General features: G+C 60.9%; 10 protein-coding genes. 4 read left to right on the forward strand and 6 right to left on the reverse strand.

What is annotated here, in order from left to right:
* Positions 1 to 38 precede the first annotated feature (38 nt).
* From rsgA to ABD827_RS15630, 4 genes are all read left to right on the forward strand, one after another.
* Positions 39 to 1,073: a small ribosomal subunit biogenesis GTPase RsgA gene (rsgA, locus tag ABD827_RS15615; protein WP_344965597.1), complete on the forward strand. Its 1,035-nt coding sequence runs from the start codon at positions 39 to 41 to the stop codon at positions 1,071 to 1,073.
* 27 nt (positions 1,074 to 1,100) lie between these two features.
* Positions 1,101 to 1,961 carry an archaetidylserine decarboxylase gene (asd, locus tag ABD827_RS15620; RefSeq protein WP_344965598.1) on the forward strand — a complete coding sequence of 287 codons (861 nt, stop codon included), beginning with the start codon at positions 1,101 to 1,103 and terminating at the stop codon, positions 1,959 to 1,961.
* A gap of 64 nt (positions 1,962 to 2,025) precedes the next feature.
* Positions 2,026 to 5,358 (forward strand): miniconductance mechanosensitive channel MscM, encoded by a 3,333-nt coding sequence (gene mscM, locus ABD827_RS15625; RefSeq protein ID WP_344965599.1) that lies wholly within the window; start codon positions 2,026 to 2,028, stop codon positions 5,356 to 5,358.
* A 135-nt stretch (positions 5,359 to 5,493) separates the two neighbouring features.
* Positions 5,494 to 5,994 carry a DUF4136 domain-containing protein gene (locus ABD827_RS15630; RefSeq protein ID WP_344965600.1) on the forward strand — a complete coding sequence of 167 codons (501 nt, stop codon included), beginning with the start codon at positions 5,494 to 5,496 and terminating at the stop codon, positions 5,992 to 5,994.
* Between the two features lie 244 nt (positions 5,995 to 6,238).
* On the opposite strand, the gene ABD827_RS15635 is transcribed toward ABD827_RS15630, so the two are convergent.
* Genes ABD827_RS15635 through ABD827_RS15660 form a run of 6 tightly spaced genes read right to left on the reverse strand, consistent with a single transcriptional unit; the run spans position 6,239 to position 16,362 of the window.
* Positions 6,239 to 9,559, reverse strand: coding sequence for a cellulose synthase subunit BcsC-related outer membrane protein (locus ABD827_RS15635; RefSeq protein WP_344965601.1), 3,321 nt, complete (start codon positions 9,557 to 9,559; stop codon positions 6,239 to 6,241).
* Positions 9,550 to 10,641, reverse strand: coding sequence for a cellulose synthase complex periplasmic endoglucanase BcsZ (bcsZ, locus tag ABD827_RS15640; RefSeq protein ID WP_344965603.1), 1,092 nt, complete (start codon positions 10,639 to 10,641; stop codon positions 9,550 to 9,552). Before bcsZ ends, ABD827_RS15635 begins: the two co-directional genes overlap by 10 nt.
* 3 nt (positions 10,642 to 10,644) lie before the next feature.
* Positions 10,645 to 12,906 carry a cellulose biosynthesis cyclic di-GMP-binding regulatory protein BcsB gene (gene bcsB, locus ABD827_RS15645; RefSeq protein ID WP_344965604.1) on the reverse strand — a complete coding sequence of 754 codons (2,262 nt, stop codon included), beginning with the start codon at positions 12,904 to 12,906 and terminating at the stop codon, positions 10,645 to 10,647.
* Positions 12,903 to 15,494 (reverse strand): UDP-forming cellulose synthase catalytic subunit, encoded by a 2,592-nt coding sequence (gene bcsA, locus ABD827_RS15650; protein ID WP_344965605.1) that lies wholly within the window; start codon positions 15,492 to 15,494, stop codon positions 12,903 to 12,905. The genes bcsB and bcsA overlap by 4 nt, the downstream gene beginning before the upstream one ends.
* On the reverse strand, positions 15,488 to 16,195 hold the full coding sequence (gene bcsQ / locus ABD827_RS15655) for a cellulose biosynthesis protein BcsQ (protein WP_344965606.1): 708 nt from the start codon (positions 16,193 to 16,195) through the stop codon (positions 15,488 to 15,490). The genes bcsA and bcsQ overlap by 7 nt, the downstream gene beginning before the upstream one ends.
* On the reverse strand, positions 16,192 to 16,362 hold the full coding sequence (locus ABD827_RS15660; protein ID WP_344965607.1) for a cellulose biosynthesis BcsR family protein: 171 nt from the start codon (positions 16,360 to 16,362) through the stop codon (positions 16,192 to 16,194). Before ABD827_RS15660 ends, bcsQ begins: the two co-directional genes overlap by 4 nt.
* Positions 16,363 to 16,367: the final 5 nt, after the last annotated feature.

Below are 16,367 nucleotides of genomic sequence, written 5' to 3' on the forward strand. Positions count from 1 at the left end.
GTATCATAGCCGGCAATGAAAGCAGGTTCGAGGATATCGTGACCAAGAGAAGAAAACTCAGCAAAGGCCAGTCGCGACGGGTCAGTGATAATCACAGTCGCCGCCTGAAGCGCAAGCCGGCCGACACCATCGATGACAGCCAGCTCGGCCCCCAGCAGGACGGGCTGGTCATCAGTCGATTTGGTCAGCATGCGGATATTGAAGACAGTGAGCAACAGGTTCATCGCTGTAACATGCGGCGTACCCTGTCGTCACTGGTCACCGGCGACCGCGTGGTCTGGCGCCCGGGTCTCGATACCACTCAGGGCATCAGCGGCGTGGTGGAAGCGGTACACCCCCGGCAAACCGTGCTGACGCGCCCCGACTTCTACGACGGCATCAAGCCGGTCGCCGCCAATATCAGTCAGATAGTCCTGGTGTCATCGGTGCTGCCCGAACTGAGCTGTCACGTTATCGATCGCTACCTGGTCGCCGCAGAAGACGTCGAAATGCCGCCGATGATAGTGCTGAACAAGGTCGACCTGCTCAGTACGGAACAGCGTCAACAGGCCGAGCAGGCACTGCAGCGTTATCGCGATATCGGTTATCAGGTGTTGCTGGTCAGTTGCGATACCGGCGAAGGGCTGGAAGAGCTCAAAAATGCCTTTAAAGATCACACCAGTATCTTCGTCGGTCAGTCCGGGGTAGGTAAATCGTCGCTGGTCAATGCGGTGATGCCCGAAGTCGAGGCCGTGACCGGCGCCGTGTCCGACAACTCCGGCCTCGGCCAGCACACCACCACCACCGCCCGTCTCTACCATTTTCCGTCCGGCGGCTCGCTGATCGACTCACCCGGTATTCGCGAGTTCTCGCTGTGGCATCTGGATCCGGAACGGGTGGCCTGGTGTTTCCGCGAGTTTCGAGACTACCTCGGTGGCTGTCGCTTTCGTGACTGCAAGCACCGCACCGATCCCGGTTGCCTGTTGCAGCAAGCGAAAGAAGAGGGACGCATTCATCCCGAGCGCTTCGAAAGCTACATTCGCATCATGGACGCCATGGCCGACAAACCCACGCGCCATCATCCTACCGCCTGATTATCACCGTCATTTTTCGGAATCACCATGACAGACCATTTGAAAATTCTACTGCAATACCTGCTTCCCAAGCATCTGTTGTCCCGCCTCATCGGCCGCCTGGCCGCGATGGAAGGCGGCAAGCTGACCCAGTGGCTGATCCGGCGTTTCATTCGCCAGTATCGGGTGGACATGAGCGAAGCCCAGCATGAAAACCCGGCCCACTATGCCAGCTTCAACGACTTCTTTACCCGTGCGCTGAAAGAAGACGCCCGCCCGCTGGTGGCCGGTGACGAGGTGCTGGCCATGCCGGTAGACGGCGCCATCAGCCAGCTCGCGCCCATCGAGCAGGGCCGTATCATTCAGGCCAAGGGCCACGATTACAGCGCCCGCGCCTTGCTGGGCGGCGACAAGGCGCTGGCCGAGCCCTTCATGGGCGGCGACTTCGCCACCATCTATCTGGCACCGAAGGATTATCACCGCATTCATATGCCGGTCGACGGCGTGCTGAAAACCATGATTTACGTACCCGGCGAGCTGTTCTCGGTCAATCCGCTGACCGCTTCCCGCGTGCCGGAACTGTTTGCCCGCAACGAGCGGGTGGTGTGTATTTTCGATACCCCCGCCGGCCCCATGGCGCTGGTACTGGTGGGCGCGACTATCGTGGCCAGCATAGAAACCGTCTGGGCCGGTACCGTGACACCGCCCGCCGGCAAGCGGATTCAGCGCTGGGATTACGATCCGGCCACCGCCCCCCGCCTGGCCAAGGGCGACGAAATGGGCCGCTTCAAACTGGGCAGTACCGTGGTCTGTCTGTTTGCGCCCGGCAAGGTTACACTGTCCGAACAACTGCTGCCCGGCACGCCCACTCGTATGGGAACCGAGTTTGGCACCCTGAATCGGGGTTAACCCGAATAGCCGCGGCCCGAATTGATGGCCGCGGCCTGAACTTTCTTTTTGTCGAGAGCCAACCGTGTTTGCCCCCATCCTGTTGTTGTTAGCGTTACTGCTCCCCTCCCCGCTGTTGGCCGATCAAAGAGTGGCCGATATCGAGGCCATGCTGTCGGAAGTGCCCGAGGGTGATAAACCCGAACTGAAAAAGCTGCGCGACGATTATAACCAGGCCCTGCAGCTGGTGCGCGAAGGCGATCGTTATCAACAGCAGGCCAAAGACCTGAAGAAATTCATGGATGACTATCCGGTCGAGCTCAAGAAGCTGGAACGAAAGCAGGCCGGGCTCAAGCCGACCGACACCAGCCATATTCCCCAACTGGATGAAGAAGCGGTGCAGCAGGAGCTGGTGGATGTGCAGGCCCGGCGGCTGGAGCTGCGGCGTCAGCGGGAAGAATTGACCAATGCTCTCAACCTGCAGGAACTGAGCAACAGCGGCCTGCACGACCTGCTCGACGATCTGCGCCAGCAACTGCGCAACACCCAGCAAGCACTCGAGAAGCTGCAATTTTCCGAGACTCAGGGCCAGCAGGAAACTGCCACTCGCATCCTTGCCATGGCGCGGGAACAGAGCCTGCAACGCCGAATCCAGACGCTGGAGCTGGAGCAGCTGTCTTCCGGTAACAGAGACAGCATCAACCGGCTGAAACTGGACATACTGCAACGCCAGATACAGGATCTCGACGTCATCATAGACGCCCTGCAAAACCGCCAGAACGAATTGCGCCGCGCCACCACCGAAGCGGCCATTGCCGAAAGTGATCGGCTGCTGGATGAAGTGGAAACCGACTCCCTGCTGCTGGCCGAACAACAGGCGGCCAACCAGCGTCTGTCCGGGCTGCTGAGTGAAAAAAGCCGGGAAGTGGAATCGCTGCAGCTGGAATATCAGGCGGTGGAGCGGGCCGCCTCCGAGCTGGCGGACATGAAGGTCAATCTCAAGGAGCAACTGGAGTGGTTGCAGGTCAGCCGTGGTTTCGGTGAAAACCTGCGTAATCGCCTGAGCGACTTGCCCGCCCCCTATTCCCTGCCCCAGCTCGAAGCCCGTATCGTACAAAGCCGGGTCGACAAATATGGCTATCAGGAGTCGCTCGATAACCTGCGCAACAACAGCTATCGCACCGAATTATTGCTGAGCGACAAGGCCAGGGGGATCACCTCGCAACAACGAATGCAGATCGACGAACTGCTGGCCACCCAGCGGCGACTGCTGGAACGACTGATCAGCGCCACCGACAATCAAATTCATGAGCAGACCCGGCTGAAAGTCGCCTACAGCCGGCAGAACAGCCAACTACAGGAAATTCGCGCCCTGACCGACGAGCGTCTGTTCTGGCTGCCGGATTTGCGCCCCATCGGCAGCCAGTTTCCGGCGGCACTGATGGAAACCCTGGGCTGGCTGCTGACCCTGTCAACCTGGACCGCCCTGCCCCAGACGCTGCTGCAGCAAAGCGGCGCCAGCCTGACCCTCTACGGTCTCAGCTCGCTGCTGGTGGTTTACCTGTGGATCCTGAGTCGTCGCAGCCTGCGCGCCTATCTGGACAAAATCAGCCCGCATATCGGCAACGTGACCCAGGACAGATACGACTACACCTTTAATACCCTGCTGCTCAGCCTGCTGACCGCCATGCCGATACCGGCCCTGCTGTCGCTGCTCGGCAATGCCATCGACTCTCCCTGGGCGCCGCAGGTGGTGATCGCCCTGGCGGATGCCCTGCATCAACTGATGCTGCCGGTGTTTATTCTGCTGTTGGTCGGCAACCTGATGATGAGCAAGGGGCTGCTGGTGGTGCACTTCAACCTGCCCCACGATCGAGTGCGCCGGATCTGGCGCCAGTTTCAGACCCTGATGCTGGCTCTGCTGCCCGCCTTGCTGCTGTTTTATGTCGCCGATGAATACCGGGAATTCTCTCTGTATGACACCCTGGGCCGACTCAGCTTTGTGGTGATTTGCCTGCTGACCAGCCTGTTTTCCTGGCGATTATACCGGGAGGATTTGCCGCTGCTGGTCTCTCCGCCCCGCCAGGAACAACTGACTCTGATGAACCATATGCTGTGGGGGTTGCTGATCATAGCGCCCCTGCTGGCACTGGTTGCCACCATCATGGGCTACCTGTTCACCGCCCATACTCTGCTGCGCCAGCTGGAAGTCTCGGTGCTGATGGGCATGGGCTTTCTGATGTTCTACTACCTGGTGCGCCGCTGGATGCTGATCCAGCGCCGACGGCTGGCATTCGAGCGGGCCAAGGCCCGGCGGGCCGAGATACTGGCCCAGCGCAAGGAAAAGGAAGACACCATCGAGCATACCACCAGCCCCGAGGCGGAAGCCGCCGCCGTGGCCGAGGTGGATCTGGACACCATCAGCGCCCAGTCGCTGGGGCTGCTGCGCTCGGCGCTGATGCTGGGCTACATTCTCGGCCTGATGCTGCTGTGGTCCGAGATCAACAACGCCTTCAGTTTCCTCGACAGCATAGAGGTATGGCAGGTTTCCAGCTCTCTGGCCGGCGAAGACACCCTGGTGCCGATCTCGCTCAAGGATCTGGTGATCGCCGTGCTTCTGGTGGTGCTGACCCTGATCACCGCCCGCAACCTGCCCGGACTGATGGAGCTGAGCCTGTTACAGCACCTGAACCTGTCACCGGGCACCGGCTTTGCCATTACCACCATCTCCAAGTATCTGGTGCTGATGATCGGCGCCTTCACCACCTTCGCCATGCTCGGCATCGACTGGTCCAAGCTGCAGTGGCTGGTGGCGGCGCTGTCGGTGGGCCTGGGCTTTGGTTTGCAGGAGATCTTCGCCAACTTCGTCTCCGGCCTGATCATACTGTTTGAAAAACCGATCCGCATCGGCGACACCGTCACCATCCGCGATCTCACCGGCACCGTGTCCAAAATCAAGACCCGCGCCACCACCATAGTGGACTGGGACCGACGCGAGATCATAGTGCCCAACAAGGCCTTTATCACCGAGCAGTTCGTCAACTGGTCGCTGTCCGATGCCATCACCCGGGTTAAACTGCTGGTGCGGGTGCGGCTCGACGCCGATGTCGATCTGGTACAGCGCCTCACCCACGAGGCCATTCAAGAATGCGGCCGCATTCTGGATAATCCGGTACCGGAGGTATTTCTGGTGGAGCTGACCGACTCGGCACTGGTCTATGAAGTCCGGGTCTATGTGGAAGACATGAGCCACCGCATGCCCATGACGCACGAGCTGCACAACCTGCTGCTGGCCCGACTGCGCCAGCACGACATCAAGATACCGCACCAGCAGGTCGATATTCGCCTGCTGGGCGAACAACCCATGTCGTCCGCCCAGCGCGGTACCGGTGCAAGCAAAGAGCAGCCTGAGGCATAACGGCGGCTGAACTCCCTGATGCCAGACCTGGAGGCGGCTAGCGGGGAGTTCATCACGTCCGCCCTCGGATCCACTGTTGATTTTATAAGCAGAACAGGTGTAAATAACGCATCACTCCCGCTTGGAGTTCTGCTCATGTTTATCTTGCGCCTGTTCGCCCTGACACTGCTGCTAAGTGGCTGCACCGCCCCCTACGACTATGCCGAAGACACCGACTTCCAACGTTTCACCAGCGTGGCACTGGCACCATCGAGCGATGTCAACTCGCTCGATGGTGCCCGTATCGGTGCCGCGGCCGAGGCCATGCTGCCGGCCCGCGGCCTGCGCCTGACCATGCCGGCTCAGGCCTCGCTATGGCTGCATTATCGGTTGCTGCAGGAAACCAAACTGCTGACTACCATGCCAAGCATGTTTTCTCGTCACGGGAGCGTCTGGGACGATGAAGAGCGGGTCTATGGCGCCGTGCGCCAGCAAAGACTGGAGCTGTGGCTGACAGAGCCGCAAAACGGCAAGGTACTGTGGCGCAGCAAACACCCCAAGGCCTTTCCCGCCGACAATATCAACGGCATGGCGCGCAGTCGGCGCATCGAACAGCAGGTCGCGGAGCTGCTGAGCAACTATCCGCCCCGACCGTGAGGCCTGAAGCGTGAAGCGTGAAGCGTGAAGCGTGAAGCGTGAAGCGTGAAAATGCAACACAGCGACACCGCAGTATCAAGGAAGACAAAGGGAGCTGCTCCAGCGACCATCACATGACAGGGTCGTAAAATACTCCTGCCATTCCGTCATTCCCGCCGCCCCTGGCGGTCAGATGTCATGTGCTAAACATCACATGGGTGTGTGTGCAGCGGGTCGGCGGAGCGCAACCGCGCTGCGGCCTCGCTTAGCGCCATTCCGAATAGGGTGTCAGCGGTGTCACCGGCATATCCAGATCGCCCAGCCAGGGTGCAAAATGATAGCGCAGGTACAAAAAGCCGTGTCCTGGGGCATAATCATCGCTCAACTGCCAGTTCAGGCCGCCCCCGACTATCCAGTGCTCATTCAGCCGGTATTCTCCCCGGGCCGCCAGGCTGATGCTCGGGCCGTCGCCGCTGTCCGAGTCGTTGGTTCGAGCCGCATTAGGCCGCAGCGGTTTGCCGCTGGCTTCAATGGCCGACCACTGCCCCGGATAAAGATCGGCGCCTTCAGAGCGGGACCAGGACCAGCCCGGTGATGCCTCAAGCACACCAGACCAATGCTCGCTACGACGGGTATAGCGCACCGGAAACCCCAGCGACACATAACGCTGGGGGCTGTAATAACCGCCCTGGCCCAGGGTGTCTTCGCTCAGATCTTTCTGGTACTGAAAATACAGCAGAGAGGCGCCTGCGCGCAGCTGTTCGTGAGGTTGCCTGATCAAGCGGTAGTAATAGCCGGTCATGGCGCTTAAACGCTGATTGCTTTCTACCCGCTCGCCATCCAGTGAGTGTGCCCCAAGACTACCCCAGACGCCGTGCTCCTCTCCCTGATCGTGGCTCACCCCCATAGTCAGGCCGGTAGCGGTCACCCCGCCCCAGCTCAAGCCGGTCACCGGATCCACCGATCCGGCATAGGATACCAGTGAGTTGCTCATGGGCCGGCGCGACAGGGTCAGGCTGTAGCCCAGTCTGTTCCAGTCGCCATTGTAGTTCAGCCCACCCAGCCAGTTGCTCACTTCAAAGCCAAATGGAGAATGTCCCAGATCCCAGCTCCAGTGCTCACTCTGCCAGCCCACCGCCAAGCCGGTGCCGGCGGTATCGAGCGAGCCGAAGGTGCAGCCGCCAATCACCGTATTGCAGCCACCAAAGCGCTCATCGGCGTCGGGCGTGCCCGCATTCAGGCCCACCCGCTCGGCCTGCAGCCAGGCACGGCCGTTTACCCAGGGCCACTCGGCCCGCAGCTGGGTGGTGTTCAGGGTGAGGTCACTCACCCCTGTTGGGTTGTTATCAGTACGCCATCCCAGATCATGCTGCAGTTGCAGCGTCATATTTTGCCGGCGATAAAGGTCGGCGCTTTCACGCTTCAGGCTACGCTGCAGCCAGTCGTCTTCCGCTCTGGCCCGGCTGGCCTGGGTCAGTGCCGCGCCGTCGAGGGGAGACAGCGCATCGTGTGGAAGCTCACCTGACGCCACCAGGCCTCGCCCGTAGAGCCGCAGGGCCTGTTCTGGCATTGGTTGCAACCGGGCTGCATCGCGCAACAACAAGGGATCCGTCGGCGCCCTGGCCACCAGAACGGCCATTTGTTGCTCCGCCTGTTGCGACTCGCCAATACCGGCCAGCAGGTTAATATACCGGCGGCGCTGGTTAACGCTGGCATTATCCGGCAGCGATTGGGTCTGTAACCATTGCCGGGTCTGCTTCGGCTGTTTCAGCGCCAACCGGCTTTCCGCCACGCCCAGCCAAGCATCGATACTATCGGGGACCTCATTATAAAGCTGCTCATAGGCACTCTGTGCCTGCCGGTGTTTCCCCCGCTCCGTCAACCAGCCGGCCAGCAGCAGGCGATTTTCCACCGTGCCCGACTGCTGCAACAAGGCTCGAGCCTGCTCCTCACGGCCCTGTTCACGCAGCTGCACTGCCTCGGACCGGCGCAGACTGCCTTCAAGCCGGCTGGCAAGCACACTCATGTCCTCTGACCAGCGTTCGGGAGCAATCTGTTGAAGACTGGCAAGGGCAGCTTTGCCGTTATTGCGTGAAGCCAGAAACTGGGCATGGGCATGACGGACTTGTGGATCGTTTCCATGGTTGCGCAACAGGGGCGCAAACACCTCTGCCGCGGCTGTGTCTTGCCCTTGCTCCTGCAGCAAGGTCGCCAGACGGTAGCTCAGCCAGGGTTGCGGCGACGCAGACCGCGGTGCCTTTTGCAGCAGAGCAATAGCTTTCTCTGGCGTCTCTCGATAAAAATCGACCAGGGCATAGAGCACTCGGGCATCACCTGGGGCCTGCTTTCGGGCTTGCAGCAAGCGGCGCTCGGCCTCGGCGTCATGACCCAAGGCAAGGGCGGCATCAGCCAGGCCCAGCAAAGGCAATGCATCGCCGGGCCTCAGGTGCCGGGCCCGTTCAAAGGCACCCTGCGCCCGCGCCGGATCTTCACTGGCCAACGCCTGTCGGCCACGCTCATACCACACCAGGCTTTGCGCATATTGATGCAAGTCCTGCCACTTCGAGATGACCCGCCCACTCTGCTCCAGTCGTACCGCCCGGGCCAGAGCGGCTTCTGCCTCTTTGTAGCGCTCTAGCTGGATCAGCGCCTGACCATGTGCACCGTGCAGTCCGGCATCTTGCGGATACTGTTTCAGTGCCCGGCGAAGCCGGGGCAGAGCCTGGTTGTAACGACTCTGCTTCACCAGGGCGATACCCCGTTGTCCGGCCCGCCAGGCAGGATCCTTCAGCAAGGCCTGCTGTTGCTGCCACTCTCGCCGACCGCCCGCCTCGTAACTACTGCCTTCATAACGACGAAGAAAACGTTGCCACAAGGCTTCACTCTGATCCGATACCGGCAGCTCGATAAGGTAGTTGTATTCCAACTCGGCGGCCCGGCTAAGCGCCGACGGGTGACTGGCCAGTTCCCCCAGCAGCGCCAGCGCTCGCTGTGGCTGGTTTTCCGACAGCCAGAGCCGGGCCAGCAGCAAACGCAAATCGGGGCTGCCCGGGTAACGCTCATCCAGTTGCTGTAGCCGCTCTAGGGCCAGGGCGCGCTGGCCATCCACTCGGGCCTGGGTGCGCCAGTGCTCTAGCCCCAGGTTCAGGCCGGGCGGCGTATCTCCCCACAACCGCCGGTATAGGGCCATGGCCTTCTCGGGCTGGCCACTGGCTGTCAGCAACTGCGCCTGCTGCCGTAGCGACCGGCCTTCGTCCTGGTGGGCTTTAACCATGGCCCGGGCCTGCCGCAGCAACTGCGGATCTCCCCCTGTCTGCACCAAGCTCTGCAGGCTGGCCCTGGCCTGCTCCATATCATTCTGACTCAGGCTGAACTCAACTCCTGCCAGCAATATATCGGCGTCCCGGGGGGCCAGTAACGTCAGCCGCCTCAGGGCGTTTTCAACCATGTCATCCCGGTACAGCGCCTGCCCCGCACGCATCTGCTCCAGCAACAGGACGCGCTGTTCGGCGGTGCTGCCTGGCTCGGCCAAGGCGGCCGGAACTGCCATTAACAGGCCGACACTGGATAAAACACCTATTCGCATGAATCCTCCCATGGCACGAGTAATCGGCCTTTTTTATCGAAACGATAGCGTTGCTCCTCCCAGCCAAGCCCAAACAACAGCAGGGAGCGATCATAGTAGGCTCTGGAGTCGGGAGGGCTGGTGCGCAGCCGTTCCCGCTGACGTGCCAGCTCCGCTTCAAACCCGGGGATAGCCGCCAGCATGGGCAGCAGAGCGGCAGAAAACCCCGCCGGGCCGACACCTTCGGTGTGTCCGGTCACCGCATTGACCCGCTCCGGCGGCACGCCGGCTTGCCGGGTCATCGCCAGCATGGGGGTGTAGTGCGCCAGCAGCTCATCCCGCCCTGGCGTGTCCGGCGCCGACAGCCCCAGCCACAAATACACGCGAATCGCATCATAACTGCCGAGCTCACCAAAGCCGGACTGTCCGTCGACAGACCACATGACCCAGTCTGGTGCCAGCCCGGCCGGTGCCGTGTTCAGCAACAGCCATCGGGTACTGGAGGCCAGGTCTTGCCACACTACCGCCTCGCCACCAAAGCGAGCCAGCAACGGCAAGGGCAGGTAACTGGGGTTAAGCATCCAGCCCCGAGGTTTGCCAAAACCCGTATTACCGGGCAACAGCCCCAGCCCCAGCCCTGGCATCATGCGCAGGCTCTGGGCCGCCGAGCGCCACAGCAACTCCCGTCCCAGGCGCGTATACTCGGGCTGCTGCCACAGCCTGCCCGCTTCCAGCAGGCTGTAGGCGATCCACAAATCCGAGTCGGCGGCATTGTTGCCATCAAGTATGCGCCAGTCGCCATCTTCTCCCTGCCCCCATTGCCAGGCCGGCAGCCGGGTACTCAAATCGCCACCGGCAAGGTTGTTTTGAGTCCAGCGCAACAAGCGTTCAAAGGCGGCTTTGTCGTTGGCCACCAGAGCAAAGAACAGGGCATAGCTCTGCCCTTCCGACGTGGTGATGGCCTGCGAAGACGAATAATCAATAATGCGACCGTCTTCGCTCATCATGGCCACCTTGTATTGCTGCCACAGCGGCCAGTCACAGTCCGGCCATGCCGGCAGAGGCTGCAGCAACCACAACAGTGCCAACACGGCCGCTTTCATGGATCAGTCCTCGTTGCTCAGATTACGCTGGTGTGCCAGCCAGCGCAGGCTGCGCCACAGCAGCACCGCCAGCAGCAAGGCGCTCAGCGCCGACAACAGCGCCAGCCATACCGGATGTGGTGACAGCAGGTACCACAACTTCAGCCACCAGGGCAGGTAGCCAACAAAGTACTGCTCACCCACAAGCTGGCTGTTGACCCCGCTGTCCCGGAGCAGGGCAAGAGAGCCAAACACATTGCTCATTCTGTCTTCATCGTGAAGGGTCTGACGCAACAAGGCGTAGTCCTGGTCGTTATTACCCAGCAATGCCACCAGGCTACGTCCGGATACATAGGGAGACTCCATGCCGATCAGTGCCGCCAGTGGCCCAGTCGCCGATACCGCGATTCGAGCTCCGGCGGCAAAGGTGTCCTGGCTCAGCCGTTGAGGCGCACTGGCCTGCACCGGCGCTGCGTTGGCTGCCTGCAGCAACCAGTTCGAAGCAGGCTCAAGATGGGCACCCGCCGCTTGTTCCAGGCCGGCCGGCAACTGACCAAACACCAGCAAATCCACATCGTGCCCGCTGGCCTGATCCGGGTCATGGGTCACCTGAAGCGCCATGGCCGGATAGCCGGTCTGGGCCGAGATCCGGGCCAGGGTATCCAGCATCAGCCCGGTCAGTTGAGAAGAAGGCATTTGGGGTATCAGTACCATGGTTTCTGACAGGTCCGCCATACGGCTGAACGGAAAGCCGCTGTGTACAAAGGCCGTCAGATCCGGCATGGCCTTGAAATGATAATAATCGGAGAAGTCGATGCTCGAGTTCTCGTCGATCACCGCCTGGCTGCCCACCGCCAGAGTGGTCTGGCAATGCTCTGGCTGGGCACTGCCAAAGGTGGTGGCAAAGCTGAAATCGTAACGAATGGTATTGCGGGCGCCGATCTTTATCGACGGCACCATCAGCCGGTCATGGGCATTGGCGGTTTCATTGGAGGTCATAGCCAGACGCAGCTTTTCCAGCTGCCCGGCCTGCCCGCCGGCAAGCGACAGGCTGCCGATAAACTCGCCATTGATACTGATATTGAGACGGGAGTCATCCTTCGCCGAGGGCGTGGTATAACGGTAACGGGTTTGCAGCGGAATACCCTCGTTTCGCCAGACGAACAGATCTGGTGGCAGGCGAACCGTCAGCTCGATGGGATCAGGGATCAGTCCGCTGGCCTGGAGCTGGCCCGGATATTCCACCAGCTCGGCAAAGCGTACCGGCCTGTCGGTAGGCGTCCAGTTGGGTGCATCATAGGGTTTGCGCGGCGCCAGGGGCTGTACCTCGTCGATCACGACCCGTTCCCCCCGCAACAGTTTGCCACCCAGCGCCAGGGCCCGCACCGCCCGGGCAAGGTGCTCGCTGTTCTCCCCCTGTACCAGCAGCAATTTGGTATAGGGATCATCCGGGTGGCCCATCAGCCGCACTTCGGCTCCCTCGACCGGTGGAAAGCGGCCGTTATCATGCATAAAGGCGGGCCTGTGTTCATTGGTGGATAGCACCAGAATGCGGCCTGGTGGCTGCCGCCGTACCACCGGTGGCAGGCTGTCGTAACTCACGTCAAACCCGGCACCGCGCCAGCCTGCCAGGCTGCCGAAATAGGAAGCCAGCACTCCCGCCGCCTGCAGCTCGTCGGGCCCTGAATCCTTTGCCAGCACCATCTCAAGCCGCAATGGCTGGTTATCATGACGATCAAAAAAAGGTAACGGGAAATGGGACAGATCATTGCTCAGTGCCAAAGCCTGCTCGGTCAGCTCCACCCGGCTGTTTTTGGCCAGGTTGAGCCAGAGGGAGCTGTGGGCGGGGTCTTCGCAAATGTCTTTGTAATGACCCACGAACTCGATGCGCAGCTGGTTGAAATCGGTGATCAGACGCGGATCCAGCCGAACACTTTTCTCGACCAGCCGGCCCGGCTCGCCTCCCTTGATCACGAGGGTATCCATCAATACCTCGTTCAGGTATACCCGCAAATGTGATAACTCCGGCAGCAGGGCCGGTGACGGCGTGTAGGCCAGTTTCAATACTGCCTCACTGGCCAGCCGATCCCGCCGCAGGCCAAAGGTGATCTGCTGAGTGTTTTTCACTCCTCTCAGCAGCATGTCCCTGTTTTGGGTCAGCTGACCAAAACTGTGACTCTCCGTCCAGGTGGGTAAACGACCATTACCAGACGGTATTTGGGCAAGGGCGGCTGTCGCCCACAGCATAACAAGGCTGGCAATCAGCAGGCTCGACAATCGGCTCATAAGGTTGTCCACTCCCGTTTTTCTGAATCGACACTAGCCTGGGGCCAGCGCGGCAAAAAGGAGCCCAGCCAGTGCAACAACGCCTGCAGGGGCTCACACAGCAAACGCAGCCAGCGGGGCATAAACTGCCACAGTCGGGCATAGCCCCGGATGCCAATGGCAAACACCTCCAGCAGGCTCTGCAAGGGTCGCTCCCGCCCTCGCGGCTCCAGCCAGTTCAGCCAGGCATCGGCCCGGGCAAAGGTGCACTGCACAAAATCAATGCGTTGCTCCCGGCTGAGCTTGGTAAGATGAATGACCAGAACATTGTCATGGGAACGGCAGACCACACCAGGAAAGACATGCTCCCGCTCGCCACGCCGCAGTAACAGGGACACTTCGCAGCCCATCGCCAGCGACGCGACACCGCGCACCCGAATGGCGACCCCGTCATCGGAATAGTCCAGCAGCACACCGGAATAAAGATGCCCACCGGGCAGGCGCAAGGTAGCCGGCAAACGAGTACTGACTCTGGGACTGTGCCGCACCTGACGGGCCTCGGCAGCGATAGCCACGGCGGCCCCGATGATCAGCAGGTTGTACAGCACCCACAGACTGGTCACCACCACTGTGCCCTGCTCGGCGGCGGGACCATACATAAATCGCCATACCCCCACTCCCAGGCCGGCCAGGTTAAGCAATGCCAGCACCAGATAAGGCCGGGCTATACGCCAGTCGAACTGGGTCTGCTCCACCAGTCCGCCCTTGGCGGTGACGTTGAACTTGCCTCTGGACGGTGCCAGCAGCGCCACCATGGTGGGACGGGCGATATACCAGGCCAGTACGGTTTCATAAACTTCACCCCAGAAGGTTTGACGGTAGCGACCCTGCATGCGCGCCGCGGTCAGACTGGAATGCATCATGTGCGGCAGCACATAGAGAAGCAGCAAGGTGGCCGGCGCATAGATGATGTAGGCATGCAGCAGCAAAAAGGCCAGCGGTGCCAGCAAAAATACCAGCCGGGGCACACCGGCCAGAAAGTGCAGCATAGCGTTGACATAGCACAGCCGCTGAAACAGGGTCAGGCCCTTGCCCAGCAGAGGATTGTCGATACGAAATATTTGTGCCATGCCTCGGGCCCAGCGAATACGCTGGCCCACATGGGCTGACAGGCTTTCTGTGGCCAGCCCCGCAGCCTGGGGAATGCGCATATAGGCTGAGTTCCAGCCCCGGCGGTGCAGACGCAGGGCGGTGTGGGCATCTTCGGTCACCGTGTCCACGGCTATGCCGCCCACTTCCTCCAGGGCGCTGCGCCGCAGCAGGGCGCAGGAGCCACAAAAGAAGGTGGCGTTCCACATGTCGTTGCCATCCTGCACCAGGCCATAGAACAGCTCCCCTTCGTTGGGCGTGCGCCGGAACAGCCCCAGGTTGCGCTCTACCGGATCCGGCGAAAAAAAGTGGTGGGGAGTTTGCACCAGTGCCAGCCTGGGATCCTGCAGAAAACCGCCGGCAGTAAGCTGTAAAAAGGAGCGCACCGGTACATGATCGCAGTCAAAAATCGCCACCAGTTCACCACTGGTCTGCTTCAGGGCATGGTTGAGGTTGCCGGCCTTGGCGTGATGGTGCTCGGTACGGGCAATGTAACCTACTCCCGCCTCGTCGGCGAAACGGCGAAACTCCATGCGTCCGCCATCATCCAGTATGTAGATATTCAGTTTGTCCGCCGGCCAGTCGATGCCCAGGGCCGCATATACGGTGGTGCGCACCACCGACAGGGGTTCGTCATAGGTAGGAATCATCAAATCCACCGACGGCCACAACCGGGTATCTTCGGACAATGGCACCGGCTGCCGTTTAAGCGGCCAACAGGTTTGTACATAGCCCAACAGCAGGATCAGCCAGGAGTAGGTTTCCGCCGCCAGCAAAATCAGCCCCAGGGTCAGATCCAGGCTGTCGTTCCAGTTAAGGGTCGAGCTGTAACGCCACCACAGGTAGCGGCAGGAGATCAACACCGACAAAGCTATCATCAGCAGTATGGGAAAACGCCCGGAAAGACGGCGTACCACCATGGCCAGCGACCACAGCAGCAAAACAAAAAACAGCTGTGCTGTGTAATCAAAAGGCTGGGTAACCCCCAGCAGGGCCAGTAACAAGGCCAGTACCAGTATCAGCCAGATGGTCAGGCGACGCTTGCTTCGGCCCCGCTTGCGCCACCAGGTTCTGCCTCTCACCGTCCGAGGTGTCGTTACCCTGTCTGCCAGGGGGCGAAAAAGCCGGTTGTGCAACCAGCTCTGGAGTTGCTCCTGCTGCAGCCGAAGCCAGGCCAGGCTCTCAAGCAGCCACGCCTTAACACCGGTGCGACGTTCGGGCCTGGGCCTGAACAGCAGCAGCCAGCACCCCTGAATGAGGTAACGCAGTGGATCTCCCGGTCGTGGCGGCTGGCATTCAAGATGCGACAACCCCCGTGCTTTCAGCAGACGGTGCCAGTTCGCCTGTTCCAGAGGCAATATCAACCAGGCTAGCAACTGCCAGCCGGTCAGCCACAGGGCGGTGACCCGGCCGGCCCCACGCCGGCGCAGTGCTGCATAGGAAAACGCCGGACTCAGCATGCCGCCTCCCGTTTGCCCATACACCACACCGCCAGACTGTGAATGCGTTCGGCGGTTTCACTCTGGGGGGCATAAACCCCCAGGGGAAGCTTGTACGCCAGCGCTTCGGCCATGGCTTCGTCCTGATGCAGCACCAGCGGCAGCAAACAACCGGCAAACTGATGGCGCCACAACAGCAACAAATCCTGCTGCAGCTGGCTGACGGGATCATGGCCGTTTATCAGCAGCCACTCCGGTTCGGGCTGCTGCTGCAGCAGCACCTGACAGGCCACGTCGGGTCGGATCAGCCGCAAATCCAGATCGGGTTCCAGGCTTTTCGCATGTCCGGGCAGGGCCTGAGGCGTATCAAACAACACCCAGTCAAAATCATCCCTGAGTCCCGACAAACGCCGGTTCCATTCACCAGGGCGGTTTCTGAACCACAGCTCGAGGCGCTCCTGCTCTTCACGGACCAGTCTTCCATAGGGCAACAGACACAGGCCCGGCTGCAATTCCAGGGCTTTTTCCCGCCAGCTTTCCCCCTGCGCCCAGCCGTCGGCATAGGCAAAAGGCAGCTCAAAATGCAGGCCCAGCATATTGCCGGGAGACAGATCCACCATCAATACCCGCTGGCCGAGTCGGTGCAGTGTCTGCGCTAGTGCCGCCAACACCGATGTCACCCCCACTCCGCCACGAATACCACTCAGACGAAGCAGGGTCATGAACCGGCCTCCTCCTGCTGCTGTACTTCCGCTTCAGCAAAAACAAGCTCGGCCAGCAGCGGCCAGCGCTGCAACGCCAGCTCAAGACGCTGTTGCTCGGCGATATCCCTGTGCTGCCACCGGCCGAGCTGCCGGTGCAGATACAGGGTATCGTCCGCCGGCCTCATCGCCT

The organism is Oceanisphaera sediminis, assembly GCF_039539745.1.
In the GTDB taxonomy this organism is placed as follows: Bacteria; Pseudomonadota; Gammaproteobacteria; order Enterobacterales; family Aeromonadaceae; genus Oceanimonas; species Oceanimonas sediminis.